The organism is Actinoplanes sp. NPDC051537, from assembly GCF_055586105.1.
In genome coordinates this window covers 54341-72480 of the sequence record NZ_JBVJIU010000001.1, presented here as the reverse complement: position 1 = coordinate 72480, position 18140 = coordinate 54341, and the positions used below count along the sequence as shown (strand labels likewise).

The window sequence follows — 18140 nt, the reverse complement described above, 5'->3', positions numbered from 1 at the left end:
GACGCGGAAGACCCTTGAGTCAGTCTTCACCGCACTTGCACGCTTTGATTGGATAAGTAATGAAATTCCGGGGTGTGGTCAGCCGGCCGCGGCCCTCGAGCTATTTGTCCAGCGGTCCAGTGCGGCCCGCAGTGCCTCGGGGTCGATCGGCTTGGCCAGGTAGTCGTCCATCCCCGCGGCCATGCAGTGTTCCCGGTCCTCGGCGAGCGCGCCCGCGGTCATCGCGATGACGGGCACGTGTTCGCCGGCGCCTTCCCGCTCACGCAGCTTCGCGGTAGCGGTGTAGCCGTCCATCTTCGGCATCTGGCAGTCCATCAGGATGGCCCGGTAGCGGCCTTCGGCGGCCAGCCCGAGCGCCTCGATCCCGTTCTGCGCGAGGTCGCAGTCGAATCCGAGGAGATCCAGGAGGTCTTGAGCCACCATCTGATTGATCTGGTTGTCCTCGGCGAGCAGCACCCGTATGCGGTCGCCGCCGGCTGTGCCGGCAGCTCGGTCGTCGGCCGGCGCGCCGGCCGATTCGGCCGGGGCGTCCGACAGCCGGCACAGGCAGTCGTGAAGCGGGCCGATTCCCACTGGCTTGCACAGCAGCTGGGTGGCGCGGGCTGAGATGACCGGGGCTTCCCCGTGGTGGGTGGAGGGCACGAGCGCCGCGACGCGACAGCCGTTCTCGCCGAGGGCGTCGACCAGTGCGGTACTCGCGGCCAGCACCTGGTTGTCGAACAGGGCGAGATCGAATGCGGATCCACCGAGAACCGCGAGCGCTTGCTCGGCCCCGGCGACCTCGGTGACGGCCAGTCCCCAGGCCCGGCAATGCCCGGCGACGAAAGCGCGCCGGACGGGCTGCGCGTCGGCGACCAGCAAGCGACGCCCGGCCAGCCGCCGGCTCGCGTGGGTGCCGGGTTGATCGGGCTGCAACGGTAGCGGCAGGGTGAAGGCGAAGGTGCTGCCCTCGCCGAGATTGCTCTGCACGGTGAGCTCGCCACCCATCAAGTCGACGAATTGCCGGCTGATGGTGAGACCGAGCCCGGTGCCGCCGAATTCACGGCTGCTCGCGGCGTCGATCTGGATGAACGGTTCGAACAGGCGAGGGAGATCGGCCGCGGCGATGCCGACGCCGGTGTCGGAGACGGAGAAGGCGATCCGAGGCGTGCCATCGGCCGCCGGCGGCGCCGGATCGGCGCGCAGAATTACCTGACCGTGCTCGGTGAACTTCACCGCGTTGCCCATCAGGTTCAGCAGCGTCTGCCGGAGTCGGCCGGCGTCGCCGCGCAGCGCGACCGAAAGGTTGGGCGGGTAGTAGCAGACGACCTCGATGTCCTTGCCGTGCCCCGCCTCCGCCGCCACCTCGGTGACGGCGTCCAGCAGCTCGGGGAGCGCGAAGTCGCCGACCACAATGTTGATCTTTCCAGCCTCGATCTTGGAGAAGTCGAGGATGTCGTTGATGATCGTGAGCAGGGACCGTCCGGAGGTGCGGATGGCCTCGGCGTATCGGCGCTGGTCCGGGTCGAGCGCGGTGCCCAGCAACAGTCCGGTCAGCCCGATCACGCCGTTCATCGGCGTCCGGATCTCGTGACTGACCATCGCGACGAACTGCGACTTGAGCTTGGATGCCGCGAGCGCGGCATCGCGGGCGTCGGCCAGGGTTTGTTCGACCTCCCGGCGCTGGCTGATGTCCCGGATCGCTCCGGAGATCATGATGCCCTCGTCGGTCGTCAGCGGGGCCAGGCTGATCTCGATCGGGAACGTCGTGCCGTCACGCCGCAGCCCGGACAACTCCATGCCCGAGCCCATGAGGAGGTTGTGCGGCGCGGAGATGTACGACTCTCGGTGGTGCATGTGCCGCTCCCGCGCATCGGGGGGCACCAGCCGCTCGACGGAGATGCCGATCAACTCGTCGCACGGATAGCCGAACAGCCTTCCGGTCTGCTCGTTCGCCAGGGTGATCGTGCCTCGGTCGTCGACGATGATCATTGCATCCGGAGCGGTCTGGACGAGGCGCCGGAACCGCTGCTCCGCGGCGACCTGGGCGGTGACGTCGCGGGCGATGGACGCGGCTCCCATGATCGAACCATCGCGTCCGTAGATCGGGGAGATGGTGAGGCCCGCGTGTACCCGGGATCCGTCGGCACGGAGCCGGACGCTGTCGTGCAATGCCACCGACTGCCCCCTGCTGATGGACTGGAGCATGGCGTCGACGGTGCCGCTCTGGTCGGCCGGCAGCAGCATGCGGATGTGCCGGCCGACCGCTTCCTCGGCGCTGTATCCGTACATGCGCTCGGCCGCATGGTTCCAGGTCACGATGGTCCCGTCGAGGTTCTTGCCGATGACCGCGTCGCTGGTGCCTTTCACGATGGCGGCGAGGAACGCCTCGTTTCGTTCGGCTTCGCGCTGCGCGGTCATGTCGCGCCCTACGCCGTAGACGAGGGTGTCGTCCTCGGTGACGGTCGCGCTCCAGGACAGCAAGCGATATGAGCCGTCCTTGCAGCGGTAGCGGTTCTCGAAGGTCATCACCTTGCTCCACGATGGTGTCATCGAAGCGGTGTCCGCACGCACCAGGGCGGCGTCGTCAGGATGCAGGAAGTCCAGACATGGACGGCTCATCAGCTCGTCCGCCCGATAACCGAGCGTCTCCTCCCAGGCGCGGTTGAGGCGTTTGAAGTAGCCATCGCGGCCGATGATGCACAACAGGTCGCCGGACATCTCGAAGAAGCGGTCGACCTGATCCGCGATGCGCTGCCGCTCGGCATCCGCTGCCTTGCGTTCCGTGAGGTCGCGGTAGGTCACGACAATCCTGACGCCGTGTGGGCTTCTGATCGTGTTGGTGGTCAGCAGAACATCAACGGTCGTCCCGTCGGCTCGGACGATCTCGGCGTCGAGCTCACCCGGTTCCGGACCGGCCAGATGTTGCCTCATGACGGCCGTCCGTGCGGCGGCCGCGCCGGCCGGCCACCACGGATACGGAGGCCGCAGGCCGATCACGTCGATCTCCGCGTAGCCGGTGATCTCTGACCAGCGCGGCGTCACCTGGAGGACCTCTCCGTCCGCCGCTACGGTGATCACTCCCTCCCGCAGCGAGTGGAGGACGGCCCGCACATAGTCCCGCTCCTCCCGAAGCTTCCGGGCGGCAGTGTCCATCGCCGCTCCGGCCCGGACGAAAAGCAGGTAGAGCGAGACGACCACCATGACCGTCGCGGCGGTTACGGCGACGCCCCCGTCGATGGGAAGGCGGGTCCGTCCGGTGGCCGTGAGCAGGACCGCAGCCACCAGGATCGCGGTGACCTGCGGCGCCAGCTGGCGCATGGCCCGTCCACCCGGACCACGGCCGGCGAAGACGTGCCCCGGTGGCCGCTCCGGCCGGCACAGTACGACACCGACGCAGAGCGCACCGAAGGCGAGTGCGGCCACCGGCGAAGTGCCGGGAAAGCGGGCGGTTCCCACGCGTATATAGCTTGCTCCGTAGAGGTTTCCGAAGATGGCCAGGGCCCCGGCCAAAGCTGCCGCCGTCACGAGCCACCGTTCGATGACGGCGGGCCGGCCCGCACGCGAATCGCGCAGGGCGACGGAAAGGCCGACCAGAAGCAGGCCGATCGCCATGTGCAGCGATGGCCGGCCGGGAACGGTCTGACGCGCCCAGTCCCGGGTCGGGCCGGAGAAGATCAAGAAGTCGATGATGATGTGTCCCGTGGCGTACTCCAGCACGACGGTCGACGCGAGGGCGGCAACGAACGCGCCCACCGATCTGCCGGTGCGGTGGAGGTACCTGGCCCCGGGCGGCACCAGCATCAGGAGCGAGGCCGCGCTCAGCACCAGGAGGAGGGCTGTCAGCGCCGGTACGGGAGCCCAGCCGAGAACCTGACCGCTGAGTGCGGGGGCGTGAACGGCATATCCGGCCAGCACGGTCAGGCCGAGAACAGCGCCCAGACCAGCCGCGCCGGATGCAACGCGCCGGGGCAAATAAGCAGATGATTTTACCGCAATGCCTGGCATATCCTAACTATCTCGCTTTTCCGGTCGTCCGCAGGTTTAACATGAAAAAGACGCATTCGGACAAAATACGCCGCAAAAAGGAGCAGCCGTGGTCTGGTCTCCGGTGGCCGCCGTGGGGCACGCCATGCCGCCCCACGACCCGTGGCTCAGCTGTCCGATTGCCGGCCATGCGATTCTGACCGTCGACATCACCGGCGTCGTCACCACGTACAACGAGGGCGCACGCCTGCTCTTCTCGCTCGCCGCCGACGCCTCGCCGATCCGCGCCGGCGACATCTTCGGTGCACCGCTGGGTAGCACCGACGGCATCCGTGATGTGCTCGCCGGCCTGGCAGCCGTGCCCGGAGGCCCCGCCGCCTGGACCGGACTTCTCCCATGCGTCCGCGGCCGCCGGCCGCCTTTCGTGGTCACGGCCTCGGCCGTGCCGGAGCGCGCCGACGACGGGCTGCCGGCGGCGCTGACCGTGATATGCGGGCCTCCCTCGCCGATCACGGCCGCGGCCCCGACGGCGGCTTGGTTCCCGCCCGACCATTGCGGACGAGTGGGCCACGAGCTGCGGGGTGCTCTGGCCGGAATAGCCGGCTTGGCGGGGATCGTGTCGCGGCGCCTCGGCCACACCGGCTCCGCCGACGAGATCCTCCGGCTGAAGATGATCGCGGAGGGGGCGCGGGCCTGCACCGCGACCGTCGATCAAGTCGTCGAGCTGTCCCGCATCGAGTCCGGCCGAACGCGATGCAGCAAGGTCGTCGTCGACGCAGCCCACATTCTCCACCAGGCCGTTCCGGCGTATGCGACGGCGGCGGGCGGGGAACAGCAGGTGACTGTCGAACCCGGCGCCGAGAGGATCGTCCTTCGCACCGACCCCGGCCTGCTGATTTCGATCGTTGCCGAGCTGGTCGGGAACGCATTGACTGCCGGAGCCGCCGACGAGGTCCACATCGCCGCCCGATCGGAGGAGGGCGGGGCCGCGGTCGTGGTGACCGACAACGGCAACGGCATCCTCGCCGAGGAGCTGGACCTCATCTTCGATCCGTTCGCGCGCGGGGAATCGGCGGGCGATGGTGCGGGCCTCGGCTTGTACCTGGCTCGCCGGCGCGCGCAACTCATCGGCGCGGCGATCACCGTCCGGAGCAGGCCCGGCATCGGCAGCACGTTCACCGTCTCGCTACCGGCGGATCCGGACCGGGGCGGCCCGGCCGCGCCTGCCCTTCACCCCATCGAGGTTCCTTGATGACCACCGTGCTGGTCGTGGACGATCGAGCCACCAATCGCGAGGTCGCCCGCGAGGTTCTGCACGAGGGCGGTTACGAGGTTCTGGAGGCATCCGGAGGCCGAGAGGCCCTGCGGTTAGCGAGGTCACGACACCCGGACGTCGTCTTGAGCGACATGCTCATGCCGGGCCTGGACGGATATCAATTCGCCCAGGAACTTCGCCGCAATCCGGAGACGGCCGACATACCGCTGCTCTTCTACACCGCGAATTATCGCCAGGAGGAGGTACGGCCCCTCGCCGCCTCGATCGGCGTCAGCCGCATCGTCGAGAAGTCCTCCACCCCGAGCGAACTGCTTGGCGCGATTGCCGAGGCACTGCGCGACGTTCCCCTGCTGGCGCATCCCTCTCAGCCGGCCGAGACCTCCTGTCACGTGGGCATCCTCAATGCCAAGCTCCTCGAGCGGACCGGTGCGCTCGACGAGAGCGAGGCAAGGTTCGCGGCGATGGCTGAAGCGTCGCCTGTGGGAATCATCATCGTCGACCGAGAAGGGCTGGCCACGTACGTCAACCCCGGAGCGACCCAGATCACCGGCCGCGCGCGCCAGGATCTGTGCGGCGACGGGTGGCTGACCTGCTTGGGAATCGAGCTGCACGACCTGATGCCGGCACCTGGCCGGCATCCGGCCACCGGAGACGTCCGCCACGGCGTCCGCCTCCCGCACGCGGACGGCCGGCTGCGCCACCTCACCCTCCTCGCCCGGGCGATCGTCGACGGTGACGGCGCCGCGACCGGCTCGGTGATCACGATCGACGACATCACCGCCATGGTCGAGGCCGCAGAACGCCGCAGGCTCGACGATCTCGACCGTGCGAGCGAGGCGCGGCGGCAGGCGACCGCACGCTTCGACAGTCTGGCGCGGCTCGCCGGCGGCGTCGCCCACGACTTCAACAACCTGCTGAACATCATCCTGTCGTTCGGCGACTTCCTCGACGACGCGGTCGACGAAACCGTCGGGAGCCTGCTCACCATCGATCGGGCGGCCGAACTGCACCGGGACGTCGACCGTATCCGGGAGGCGGGCCGGCGCGCGGCCGGGCTCACCCACCAACTGCTCACGTTCGGCGGCAAGGAAGTGGTCAAGCCGTCGGTCGTCGACCTCAACGCGCTGGTCGTCCGGGCCGTCGGCTCGGCGGTGATCCCCGAGGGCGTGGCCATCGCGGTCGGCACCGACCTGAGTACCGACCTGCACCCGGTGAAGGGCGACGCCGAGCAGCTCGGTCAGGTGCTGGCCGACCTCATCACCAACGCCGTCGAGGCGATGCCCGGCGGTGGCCGGATCGACATCCGCACCGAGAACGTCGACGCGTTCGACGGTGCGGAGAAGCTGGCACACATCCGGATAACCGACAACGGCATCGGGATGGCCCCGGCGGTTCTCGAACAGTCCATGGAACCGTTCTTCACCACCAAGAATCGGGGCGCCGGGCCGGGGCTCGGGCTGGCCACCTCCTACGGCATCGTGCGGCAGACCGGAGGCCGGCTCACCATCGAATCCGAGCTGGGCCGCGGGACCAGCGTCCACATCCACCTCCCCGCGGCCCGCGTGTCGTCGGTATTGCCACCCGCGCCACCGACGTCCGCCCCGGGCGGAAAGACCATCCTGCTGGCCGAGGACGAACCCGGATTGCGGGAGGTCATCGTCCGGATGCTGACGCGTGCAGGTTTCGAGGTGCTCGAGGCGGCCGACGGACACGCCGCCGCGCTCCTCGCGGAGCGACACCAGGGTGCTATCCACGCCGCGCTGACCGACGTCGTGATGCCGGTGATGAACGGACGCGAACTGGCCGCCTCGCTGGCCGTCAGCCGACCGGAGACGCCGGTCCTGTTCATGTCGGGATATGCCGAGCCACTCATGAACGAACAGGGCCTGATCGACAGCGATGTCACGATCATCAGCAAGCCCTTCACCCGCGATCAGCTGCTGAGCGCGATCCGCACGACGCTGGCGCTCCACCACTGACGAAGGGCACGGAGCTCCGAGCCGGACAGCGCCTGGACAGCGGCCCTCGGCATGCTCGCGGCATGACTGAGGTGACCCTCGCGGTGCCCGGTGGCATGTGCCGCCGGTGCGTGCGCCGGCTGAGCCGGCACGTCAGCGACATTCCCGGTGTCGTGTCCGTACGGGTGGAGCCCGGCCGGCTGGTCGTGACCGGCGACGTGGAGCCCGCATCGGTCCGGGCCGCCCGCGACCGGGCCGGGCTCAGCTGGTGATCGCGTCCCGGGCCCGTTCCGCCTCGTCGAGGCGGCCCGCGGCCCGGGCCGCTTCGGCGTAGGTCGCCCACAGCCGAGCCCGCGCCCAGGGGAACTCGCGGTCCGCGAGCAGCTCCGTGGCACGGCGACAGTCGTCGGCCGCCGCCGCGGCATCGCCGGCGGCCAGTGCCAGCCGGGCCCGGCCCCAGGCCGCCCACGCCGGGTTGCGGGGGTTGCGCATCCGGCGGGCCACCTCGTCGGCCTCGGCCAGTTCGGCCGGCACCCGGTCGGGGCGGCCCGCGTCGAGCCGGGTGTGGGCGAGCTGGACCAGCGCGAAGGCGAGACCGTGCAGTGAAGCGGTGCGGCGGCACTGGTCGACGGCCCGCTCCAGCACGGCGACCGCCTCGTCGAGCCGGCCGCTCTCCCGCAGCGCGATGCCGAGGTGCGCCTCGATCGCGCTGCTCATCAGCCGGTCCTCGGCGGCCCGGAACACCTCGAGGCTGTGCCGGAAGTGCCGGGCCGAGGCCTCGAAGTCGCTGGTGCGCAGCTCGATCAGGGCCTCGACGTGGTACGTCATCGCCCGCCACCAACCGCGATCCACGTCGGCCAGCACGTCCCGGGCGCGGTGCACCAGGGCGAGACTCGTCGGCGCGTCTCCGCCGTACTGTCCCTCGAACGCGATCATCAGGCGGGAGATGGCCGCGTTGTGCTCGTCGCCGAGGGTCTCGAACCGGGCCAGGCTCTCCCGGGACGCGGCGCGGGACTCGGCGGTCGGGTAGTAGACGTGCAGGAAGCCGTGCGCCTGAAGGAGCCGCGCCCGGGAATCGTCGGTCAGGCCGCCGCCGGCCAGCAGGGCGTCGATCGCGCGGACGCCCTCGAAGCGCCGTCCGAAGTTCCAGAACATGACCATCGCCAGGGTCAGGCGCAGGCCGTCGGGGGAGCGCAGGCCGAACTCCAGGGCGGCCCGCATGTTGTCCTGCTCCTCGGCGATGCGGTCCCAGGCGGGGCCGGTGAAGCGGGCCGGCGGGCCGTGCCGCTCGGCCAGGCCGGCGTAGTGGGCGAGATGCCGCCGGGCGACCTCGCTCTCCTCGCCCGCGTCGCGCAACTTGCCCGACGCGTACTCGCGGATGGTCACCAGCAGGCGGAACCGTCCGGTGGCCGGGTCGGCGATGACCAGCGACCGGTCGACGAGCCGGAACAACAGGTCGGGGATGTCGGCGGACGCGGCGCCGGCGAAGCCGCAGACCTCCTCGGCGGCCTCCAGCGTCCAGCCGCCGTGGAAGACGGCCAGCCGCCGCAGGAGCCGCCGCTCGTCCGCGGCCAGCAGGTCGTGGCTCCAGTCGATGGTGGCGCGCAGCGTGCGATGCCGCGCCTCGCTGCCGCGCGGGCCGGCGGTGAGCAGCCCGAACCGGTCGCGCAGCCGGTCGGCGATCTCGGCCGGAGGCAGCGCCTTGGCCCGGGCCGCGGCCAGCTCGATGGCCAGCGGCATGCCGTCGAGCCGGCGGCAGATCTCGGCGACCGCCCGGCACGCGTCGTCGTCGAGCCGCAGGCCCGGACGCACGCTGCGGGCACGATCCAGGAACAGGCGTACGGCGGGCGCGGCGACGATCGCGTCGGTGGCCGCGGTTTCGGCGGGCAGGTCGAGCGGGCCCACGGCGATCTGAGTCTCGCCGGCGACCGCGAGCGCCTCGCGGCTGGTGGCCAGGACCCGGACGCCGGTGGTGCCGTGCACGATCCGGTCGACCACGGTGGCCGCGGAGTCGACGACGTGCTCGCAGTTGTCCACGACGAGCAGGACCGGCCGGTGCCGCAGGTGCTCGACGACCGCCTCGACGGCCTGCTCGCCGACGGCCGGGGTGTGCAACCCGAGCTGAGTGGCGACGGCCGCGGCCACGTCGGAGTGAGGCGCCAGCCCGGCGAGCCGGACGATGTGGACCGCCTCGGCGTGCCGGGCCGTCTCCAGCGCGAGCGTGGTCTTGCCGACGCCGCCGGGTCCGGTGAGCGTGACGACGCGCGCCGTCCGCAGCTGGTCGAGCGTGGTGCGCACATCGGCGTCCCGGCCCACGAACGAGGTCAGCCGGGGCGGCACCGGCGATTCGGTTGCTGCGGGGACGGGGGCGGCGGCCGGAACCTGCTGACGCAGGATGGCCTCGGTCAGCGCCCGCACGTCGGGGGACGGGTCGATGCCGAGCTCGTCGGCGAGCCGCTCGCGCAGCCGCTGCTGCACGGCGAGCGCGTCGGCCTGCCGGCCCGCGCGGTAGAGCGCGAGCATGAGCAGCCGGTACGGGCGCTCCCGCAGCGGCTGCTCGGCGATCAGCCCCTCGAGCCCGGTCACCGCCTCGGCGTGGCCGCCGCTCCCGACCAGCCGCTCGAGCCGGTCCTCCGCCGCGGCCAGCCGCTTCTCCTCGAGGCGGCCGCGCTCGCCGCGGGCCCACTCGGAGTCGCCGGCGTCGGCGAGCGCCGGGCCGCGCCACAGGTCGAGGGCCTCGTCGTGCTCGCCCGCGGCGACCAACCGGTCGAACCGGTACACGTCGACCGTGTCGGCCGGGACGGCGAGCAGGTAGCCGGGGGCGCGGGTGACCAGCGTGCCGGCGTCGAGCCCGGCGCGGGCCAGGACCCGTCGCAGCTTCGACACCCGGATCTGCAGGGCGTTGGCCGCGTCGGCCGGCAAGTCCTCGCCCCACAGCGCGTCGATCAGCGCGTCCGCGGACACCACCCGGCCGGGCGTCGTCGCCAGCCGGGCGAGCAGCGCGCGCACGGCCGGGGCGGGGGAGACCGCGGGGTGTCCGGGCGACTGGATCTCGACCGGCCCGAGCACCCGGATCAGCACCTGGGACATGACCCGCCATCGTAGTTGGTCAGGCCGGCACGGCGGCCGTACGCCCGCGCGCGGCCGCGAGGATCGGCCCGGTGAGAGCCGCGGCGTCGTGGCCCACCCAGCCGAGCACCGCGGAGCCGCGGGTGCGCTGCCACGGCAGTCCGAGGAAGTACAGCCCGGGATGGGTGGTCACGCCGCCGCGGTGGACCGGCGCCCCGCCCGGGTCGAACACCGGCAGGTGCAACCAGGGATAGCCGGGCCGGAACCCGGTCGCCCACACGATCGCGCGGGCCGGCCGCAGCCCGTCCGGGCCGGTGAGCCGTCCGGTGCGGCGCACCGAGCGCAGCAGCCGGCGCACGTCGGTGCCGATGATCGGGTTCTGCGCGCGGATCCGGGCGCCGAGCCGGCTGTCGCCGGAAAGGCCCATCGTGCCCAGGCGGGAGAACCACCAGAAGATGTCCCGGCCGAGCAGCCGCTGCGGGAGCGCCGGGCCGAGCTCGTCGTAGGCGAGGGTCACCCGGCGCCCGGCCGCGGCGAGCTCACCGGCGATCTGCACGCCGGTGTTGCCGGCGCCGGCCACCACGACCTCCCCGTCGGGCACCTGGGCCGGGTTCCGGTACTCGCTGCTGTGCACCTGCGTCACCGCGGGGTCGATGCTCGCGGCGAACGACGGGACGAACGGAGTGTGGAAGGCGCCGGAGGCCACGACGACCTGTTCGGCCCGCCAGTCGCCGGCGACGAACCCGCCGCCCGGACCGGCTTGCAGCGCCGTCACCGGGCTGCCGGTGTGCACCGGCAGCGCGAAATGCGTGGCGTACTCGGCGAGGTAATCGGCGACCTCGTCCTTGCCGGGGTGGCCGTCCGGGTCGCCGGGCATCGAGCGGCCGGGCAGCCCGTAGCGGCGCGGGGTGAACAGCGTGAGCGAGTCCCACCGGCGCCGCCACGCGTCACCGACCCGGGAATGGGCGTCCAGGATGGCGAAGTCGACGCCGGCCCGGCGCAGGTGGTATCCCATCGCGAGGCCGGCCTGCCCACCGCCGATGATCAAGACCTGGGTGTCCACGACGGCCCCTCAGGCGATCTCGTAGCCGGCGTCGGCGATGGCCGCCCGGACGGCCGTGTCGTCACCGTCGCCGCCGATCCGCACGGTCTTGCCGGCGATGTCGACGTCGACGAAGCGGACGCCGTCGACCGCGCCGACGGCCTCCCGGATGGCGGAGGCGCAGTGGCCGCAGGTGATGCCGGGGACGGAGAACAGCTGCTCGTTCATGATGCTCCTCGCAAGTCGTCGGTGCGGAACCGGCCTCACCGTGCGCGGCCGCGCTGTCCGCCCGCTGTCGGCCGCGGACAGCCGGTGGACAGCGCGCCGGGACAACCTCGTCGGCAACGGCCCGCCACCCGGTGCGGGCCCGATGAGGGAGCCCGACATGACGACACCGACGGCCGTCTCCGGCCGGCTCGACATCGGCGGCATGACCTGCGCCTCCTGTGTGGGGCGGGTGGAGAAGGCGCTGATCCGCCTCGACGGCGTCGAGGCGGCCGCGGTCAACCTGGCCACCGAGGTGGCCACCGTCACCTACGACCCGGCCCGGGTCGGCCCGGACACGATGGCCTCGGCCGTACAGGCCGCCGGTTACGCCGCGAAGGCCCCGGCGCCGGTCAAGCCGGTCGCGCCGGCCGAGCCCGGGGACGAGCCGGAGCAACCGGAGCAGGCGCCCGAGCTGGTCGCGCTGCGCCGCCGCTGGCAGATCACCCTGCCGGTCGGCCTGGCCATGATGGTGCTGATGTACCTGCCGTTGCCCATCGACACGATGGACTGGCTGATGCCGCTGCTGCTGGTCGTCGCCACGATGGTGCAGTTCTGGGCCGGCGCGCCGCTCTACGCCGCCGCCTGGGCCGCCGCCCGGCACCGCGCGGTCACCATGAACACCCTCGTCGCGCTCGGCACCACGGTGGCGTACGCCTACAGCGCCTTCGTGACGCTATGGCCGGCCGCCGCCGAGAAGGCCGGCCTGCCCCTGCACGTCTACTTCGAGATCTCCGTCGTGGTCATCGCGCTGGTGCTGATGGGCCGATGGATGGAGGCGCGCGCCATGCGCCGCGCCGGCGCCGCGATCCGGGCGTTGATGGACCTGCAACCGCCGACCGCCCGGGTGGTCCGCGGCGACACCGAGGTGACCGTGCCGATCGCCGAGGTCGCGGTCGGCGACCTGGTGCGCGTGCGGCCGGGGGAGAAGGTGCCGGTCGACGGTGTCGTCACCGACGGCGCCTCGGCGGTGGACGAGAGCGTGGTGACCGGCGAGAGCCTGCCGGTCGAGAAGGGGCCCGGCGACCATCTGATCGGCTCCGCGCTGAACGGCACCGGCTCGCTGCTGATGCGGGCCACGGCGGTCGGCGCCGACACCGCGCTGGCCCAGATCGTGCGGCTGGTCGAGCAGGCCCAGGGCGCGAAGGCGCCGATGCAGCGGCTGGTCGACCGGGTCTCGGCCTGGTTCGTCCCCGCGGTGATCGCCACCGCGATCCTCACCTTCGCCGGCTGGGCCCTGTTCGGCCCGGACGGCAAGGGCCTCACCCTCGGCCTCGGCACCGCGATCGCGGTCCTCATCGTCGCCTGCCCGTGCGCGCTCGGCCTGGCCACCCCGACCGCTGTCATGGTGGGCACCGGCAAGGCCGCGGAGCTCGGCATCCTGCTTTCCGGCGGCGAGGCCCTCGAGCAGGCGCGCCGGCTCACCACGGTCGTGCTGGACAAGACCGGCACGATCACCCGGGGGCGGCCGGCGGTCACCCGGGTCCGGCCGGTCGGCGGCCTGACCGAGGACGACCTGCTCGAGCTGGCGGCCGCCGCCGAGGTCGGTTCCGAGCACCCGCTGGGTGCGGCCATCGTCGCGTACGCCCAGGATCGTCGCCTTTCTGTCCGCCCGGCCCGGTCGTTCCGCGCGTTGCCCGGCCACGGCATCGAGGCGACCGTCGGCGACCGGACCGTCCTGATCGGCAATGCCGCGCTGATGACCGGCCGCGGCGTCGACACCGCCGCCCGCACAGACGAGGCCGACCGGATGGCGACCGACGGCGCCACCCCGATGTATGTTGCGGTCGACGGCACCCTGGCCGGCCTGATCGCCGTCGCCGACACCGTGAAGCCCGAGTCCCGCGAGGCGATCGCCCAGCTGCGCGCGCTCGGTCTCGAGGTGTGGATGCTCACCGGCGACAACCGGCTCACCGCCGAGGCGGTCGCCCGCGAGGTCGGCATCGACCACGTCATCGCCGACGTCCGGCCGCAGGACAAGGCCGCGCACATCATCGCCCTGCAACGCGAGGGCGCGGTGGTGGCGATGGCCGGCGACGGCATCAACGACGCCCCGGCGCTCGCCCAGGCCGACCTCGGCGTCGCGATCGGCACCGGCACCGACGTGGCCATCGCCGCCAGCGACATCACCCTGGTCGGCGGCGACCTGCGCGGCATCGTCTCGGCGATCGCCCTGTCCCGCCGCACGGTGATCACCATCAAGCAGGGCCTGGCCTGGGCGTTCGGCTACAACGTGCTGCTCGTGCCGATCGCGGCCGGCCTGCTCTGGCCGTTCACCGGGACGTTGCTCGACCCGTCGCTGGCCGCCGCCGCGATGGCGATGAGCTCGGTCAGCGTCATCACCAACGCGGCCCGGCTGCGCCGCTTCGACGGCACCGCCCGGGTCCGGCCGGCCGACTACGCGTACCTCGCCGGGGTCGCCGTCCTCGCCCTTGCGGTCGGCGCCGGGCTGACCGCGCTGAGCCGCACCGACACGGCCCGCCAGGGCATGAACGGCGTGCTCGCCTGGACGCAGGACACCGGCATGCCGATGCGGCCGGCGATGAGCGTGATGATGACGACCGAGTCCGAGCCGCGGGATGTCGCCGACGCCGGCATCCGGGTGGCCGTCGACGTCCCGGCCGGCGCGATGCCGGGCCTTCCCACGACCGCCCAGATCCGGGTCACCGACGCCGCCACCGGCCGGCCGATCGAGAACGTCGGGCGCAGCCACGAGGCGTGGATGCACTTCATCGTGGTACGCGACGACCTCGGCACGTTCCTGCACCTGCACCCGGAGCCGACCGGCACGCCCGGCGTCTTCCGCGTCGGGCTGACCTTCCCGACCTCCGGCCGGTACCTGATCCACGCCGAGTTCCGGCGCCGCGGGCAGATGAGCGACCTGCTCGCCGGCAGCGAGGTCGTGGTCGACGGGCGCACCCCGCGGTCCGGCCCGGAACCGGCGCCGTCGCCGCGCTCGCAGATCGTCGGCGACATGCGGGTGACCCTGGACGGCGACGTCAAGCTGGGCGCCAACACCTTCACCTACCGGTTCGCCGGGGCGAGCACCGGAGAACCGGTCACCGGTCTGCGGCCGTACCTCGCGGCGGCCGGGCACATCGTGGTGATGCCGCTCGACGGCTCGGGCTTCGCGCACGAGCACGCCGAGGCCGAGGACGACCGCGGCCGGCCGGTGTTCGCGCTGCCCACCGCACGGTTCGGCCCGGAGCTGACGGTCCACGCCGACCTGCCCCGGCCCGGCCTCTACCGCCTGTGGGGGCAGTTCCGCGACGCCGGCGGCGTGCTGCGTACGACCGTCTTCACGGTCGACGTCCCCGAGGCCGGCTGAGGCCGGCTGCCGCACGGTCGATGTCGTTCCACTCCGCCGGTGTCGGCGGCGACTGGCCTGCTCGGCGCCGCTCCCCGGCGGCGCCGAGCAGGCCCGCGGCGCGGACGGCGTCCCCCCGGGCGGCCGCCACGCAGGCCAGCCCCTCCATCGCCGTGGCCACGGCCCGCGGCACGCCGGCCTCATCGGCCAGGTGTTGTGCCCGCCGATGCCACGCCTCGGCGGCGTCGAGGTCGCCGTCGTGCTCGGCGACGAAGCCGAGGCCCGACCAGGCCGCGGCGGTCCAGTCGGGCTGGGCGCCGGCCAGGCGTTGCGCGGTCTCGTAGTGGCGGCGAGCGGCGTCGTATTCGCCGCGTTGCCGGGCGAGCAACCCCTCGCCCAGCGCCGCGACCGGGTTGCCGTCCGCCCCCAGCCGCACGGCCGCCACGTGCGCCTCCGCGAAGTGCCGTTCGGCTCCCTCCACATCGCCGAGGGCCAGCTCGACGTGGCCGAGGTTCGCCAGCGCGTACTGCACGGTGTTGGCCGGGCCGGCGCGGCGCCCCTCCGCGAGCGCTCCGAGATAGACGGTCCGGGCCTGCGGCCAGTCGCCCATGCGGTGCAGCGCCAGCCCGAGGTGATACTGGATCGCCGAGATGCCCCAGTGGTCGTCGAGGGCGCGGAACAGGCTCAGCGCCCGCTCGGCGCAGCCGGTCGCCTCGGTCCCGGAGCCGGCGGCGAAGTGCAGCTCCATCCGGACGAACAGCGCCAGCGCCTGGCCCCACCGGTCGCCGTCGGTCGCGAAGCGGGCGTACGCCTCGTCGAGCAGCGCCAGCGCGCCGGTCACGTCCGAGCCGGCGACGCTCTCGACCGCCAGCAGGGTCTGCGCGTACGCGGCCCGAGGGGCGTCGTCCAGCTGCCGGAACAACACCATGCCGGCGTGCGCCGCCTCGGCGCCGTCCGGGTACGGGTGCACGATGCACGACCCCGGCCGCCCGGCCACGGACTGGGCCAGCAGCGCCCGGGCGCGGGGGCCGTCCGAGCCGCCGGCCGCCGCCCGCACCATCGCGGCGATGCGCGGTCCGCCGTCCGGCCGGCTGGCGAAGTACCAGAACCAGCCGAGGGCGGCGACCAGCCGCAGCGCGAGATCGGGATCGCCGGCCGCGTGCTCGCCGCACCACGCCGTCGCGGCGTCGACGTTGTCGCGTTCCGAGCCCAGCCACCGGAGCCGGCGGCCCTGCTCGGGCCCCCGCAGCGCCGGCTCGGCCCGTTCCAGCGCGTCCGCGTAGTGCCGGGCATGGGCGACCCGCATGGCCACCGCTTCGCCCGCCTCGTCGAGCCTCTCCGCCGCGTACTGGCGCAGGGTCTCGAGCATGTGGAAGCGGGAGTCCTGGTCGTGATCGGCGACCACGAGCGAGCGGTCGGCGAGCCGGGCCATGATCCCGTAGATCTCGGTGCGCGCGATGCCGCCGCCGGCGCACACGTCCTCGGCGGCGGTCAGCGTCCAGCCGCCCCGGAACACCGCGAGGCGGCGGAACAGCACCCTCTCCGGCCCGCTGAGCAGCTGGTGGCTCCAGTCGACGGTGGCCCGCAGCGTCTGCTGCCGGCGGTCGGCCGTACGCGGACCGGCCGTCAGCACGCCGAAGCGGTCCTCCAGACGCTCCGCCAGCTCGGCGACCGGCAGCGTCTTGATCCGCGCGGCGGCCAGCTCGACGGCGAGCGGGATGCCGTCGACCTGGCGGCAGATGCGCAGCACGTGCGGGGCGGTGTCGCGGTCGACCCGGAAGGACCGCCGGGCGGCGGCAGCCCGGTCCGCGAACAGGCGGACCGCGTCGTAATCGGTCAGCCGCGCCGGGTCGGTGTGGCCGGGCGGGAGGCCGAGCGGCGCGACGGCGTACTGGACCTCGCCCGGAATGGCGAGCGGCTCGCGGCTGGTCGCCAGCAGCCGCAACCGATCGCATTCCTCGAGCAGCCGCTGGGCGAGCGTGGCGCAGGCGTCGATCAGATGCTCGCAGTTGTCCAGGACGATCAGCGCCGATCGGTGGCGCAGGTGCGCGACGAGTTGGTCGGCCGGTGCGGGTCCCGGGCCGACCCGTAGGCCCATGGCCTCCGCCACGACCGCGGCTACCCGTGACTCGTCGGCGACGCCCGCGAGGCGCACGAGCCCGACGTCGTCCGTGGCCCGGGCCGCCTCGACGGCCAGGCTCGTCTTGCCGACACCGCCGGGGCCGGTGAGCGTGACCAGGCGGTGCTCGCCCATCAGCTCGCGCAGGTGACCCAGCTCGGCGGTGCGGCCGACGAACGAGCTGAGCCGCGCCGGCAGCGCCGTGCCGCCGCCGGTGGGCGCCGGCCGTGCGGGGGCGGCCAGACCCGGGTCGTGCCGCAGGATCGCCCCTTCCAGTTCGCGCAGCTCCGGCGAGGGCTCCACGCCGAGCTCGTCGTCGAGGACCTGCCGCGCCCGCCGGTACGCGGCCAGGGCATCCCCCTGGCGGCCGGAGCGGTAGAGCGCCCGGACCAGCTGGCCGTGCCGGCGTTCCCGCAGCGGCTGCGCGGCGACCAGCGCCTCCAGGTCGCTGATCAGTTCCGCGTGGCCCCCGGCGGCGAGGATGGCGTCCACGCGTTCCTCGACGGCTGCCATCCGAAGCTCGGTCAGCCGGGTCACCTCGGGCGCGGCCCAGGCCTCGGCGGCGAACTCGGGCAGCGCCGGTCCCCGCCACAACGCGAGCGCCCGGTCGTAGAGGGCGCGCGCGGCGGGCGCGTCGTGACCGGCCGCGCGACGAGCGTCGGCGACGAGCCGGACGAAGCGATGCGCGTCGACCTGGTCCAGATCCACCTCGGCCACGTATCCCGGCCGCCGCGTCACGACCACGGCATCGGGCGCACCGGCCGCCTGCAACGCCCGCCGCAACTTCGACACGCGCAACTGCAGGGCGTTGGCCGGGTTGGCGGGCAGCCGGTCACCCCACAAGGTGTCGATCAGGGCATCGGCCGGCACGACCCGCCCGGCGTTGAGGATGAGCACGGCCAGCACGGTCAGATCCCCGCCGGCCGGAGGCGTCCGGGTCGCGCCGTCATGAACCAGCTCGAAGGCGCCGAGGAGCCGGAACTCCACGCCACACCTCCTCGCCTCGGAGGCCCCGGTGGCCTCGCTCCCTGATTCTGGCCAGCGCGGAGGTGAGCCGCAACGGACGCGGAAAGCCCGCACGACAGCGCGCGGACAGCGGTGCGACAGCGCCGAAAGCCAACCTCAGGGTCACATTCGCC

Annotated in this window: 9 protein-coding genes; 4 read left to right on the top strand and 5 right to left on the bottom strand. The window is 72.8% G+C overall.

Translation table 11 applies throughout. The features are described from left to right. Positions 1–78: 78 nt before the first annotated feature. On the bottom strand, positions 79–3594 hold the full coding sequence (locus ACZ6TB_RS00235; protein WP_465548892.1) for a PAS domain-containing hybrid sensor histidine kinase/response regulator: 3516 nt from the start codon (positions 3592–3594) through the stop codon (positions 79–81). Between the two features lie 517 nt (positions 3595–4111). Between ACZ6TB_RS00235 and ACZ6TB_RS00230 the strand changes: the two genes are divergently transcribed. The 3 genes from ACZ6TB_RS00230 (at position 4112) to ACZ6TB_RS00220 (ending at position 7472) form a co-directional block, all read left to right on the top strand. Next, positions 4112–5218, top strand: a complete 1107-nt coding sequence (locus ACZ6TB_RS00230) for a sensor histidine kinase (protein WP_465548890.1) — start codon at positions 4112–4114, stop codon at positions 5216–5218. Further along, on the top strand, positions 5218–7221 hold the full coding sequence (locus tag ACZ6TB_RS00225; protein WP_465548889.1) for a hybrid sensor histidine kinase/response regulator: 2004 nt from the start codon (positions 5218–5220) through the stop codon (positions 7219–7221). Before ACZ6TB_RS00230 ends, ACZ6TB_RS00225 begins: the two co-directional genes overlap by 1 nt. A 62-nt stretch (positions 7222–7283) precedes the next feature. Next, on the top strand, positions 7284–7472 hold the full coding sequence (locus ACZ6TB_RS00220; protein ID WP_465548888.1) for a heavy-metal-associated domain-containing protein: 189 nt from the start codon (positions 7284–7286) through the stop codon (positions 7470–7472). Here ACZ6TB_RS00220 and ACZ6TB_RS00215 read toward each other — a convergent pair. The 3 genes from ACZ6TB_RS00215 to ACZ6TB_RS00205 are packed head-to-tail and all read right to left on the bottom strand — an operon-like array spanning position 7462 to position 11539. Then, a complete protein-coding gene (locus tag ACZ6TB_RS00215) occupies positions 7462–10290 on the bottom strand; it encodes an AfsR/SARP family transcriptional regulator (protein ID WP_465548886.1) in 2829 nt (942 codons plus the stop codon). The genes ACZ6TB_RS00220 and ACZ6TB_RS00215 overlap by 11 nt on opposite strands. Positions 10291–10309: 19 nt before the next feature. Next, a complete protein-coding gene (locus ACZ6TB_RS00210; protein WP_465548885.1) occupies positions 10310–11332 on the bottom strand; it encodes a flavin-containing monooxygenase in 1023 nt (340 codons plus the stop codon). A 9-nt stretch (positions 11333–11341) separates the two neighbouring features. Continuing rightward, entirely contained in the window at positions 11342–11539 is a 198-nt protein-coding gene (locus ACZ6TB_RS00205; protein ID WP_465548884.1) for a heavy-metal-associated domain-containing protein, read from the bottom strand. A 157-nt stretch (positions 11540–11696) separates the two neighbouring features. Between ACZ6TB_RS00205 and ACZ6TB_RS00200 the strand changes: the two genes are divergently transcribed. Next, entirely contained in the window at positions 11697–14903 is a 3207-nt protein-coding gene (locus tag ACZ6TB_RS00200) for a heavy metal translocating P-type ATPase (protein WP_465548883.1), read from the top strand. On the opposite strand, the gene ACZ6TB_RS00195 is transcribed toward ACZ6TB_RS00200, so the two are convergent. Further along, on the bottom strand, positions 14875–17988 hold the full coding sequence (locus tag ACZ6TB_RS00195; RefSeq protein ID WP_465548882.1) for an AfsR/SARP family transcriptional regulator: 3114 nt from the start codon (positions 17986–17988) through the stop codon (positions 14875–14877). The genes ACZ6TB_RS00200 and ACZ6TB_RS00195 overlap by 29 nt on opposite strands. Positions 17989–18140: the final 152 nt, after the last annotated feature.

Bases quoted from the DNA above. Each gene is read 5' to 3' on its own strand.
- ACZ6TB_RS00200 (WP_465548883.1), top strand. From the start codon at position 11,697: ATGACGACACCGACGGCCGTCTCCGGCCGGCTCGACATCGGCGGCATG.
- ACZ6TB_RS00230 (WP_465548890.1), top strand. From the start codon at position 4,112: ATGCCGCCCCACGACCCGTGGCTCAGCTGTCCGATTGCCGGCCATGCG.
- ACZ6TB_RS00220 (WP_465548888.1), top strand. From the start codon at position 7,284: ATGACTGAGGTGACCCTCGCGGTGCCCGGTGGCATGTGCCGCCGGTGC.
- ACZ6TB_RS00205 (WP_465548884.1), bottom strand. From the start codon at position 11,539: ATGAACGAGCAGCTGTTCTCCGTCCCCGGCATCACCTGCGGCCACTGC.
- ACZ6TB_RS00235 (WP_465548892.1), bottom strand. From the start codon at position 3,594: ATGGCGATCGGCCTGCTTCTGGTCGGCCTTTCCGTCGCCCTGCGCGAT.
- ACZ6TB_RS00215 (WP_465548886.1), bottom strand. From the start codon at position 10,290: ATGTCCCAGGTGCTGATCCGGGTGCTCGGGCCGGTCGAGATCCAGTCG.
- ACZ6TB_RS00225 (WP_465548889.1), top strand. From the start codon at position 5,218: ATGACCACCGTGCTGGTCGTGGACGATCGAGCCACCAATCGCGAGGTC.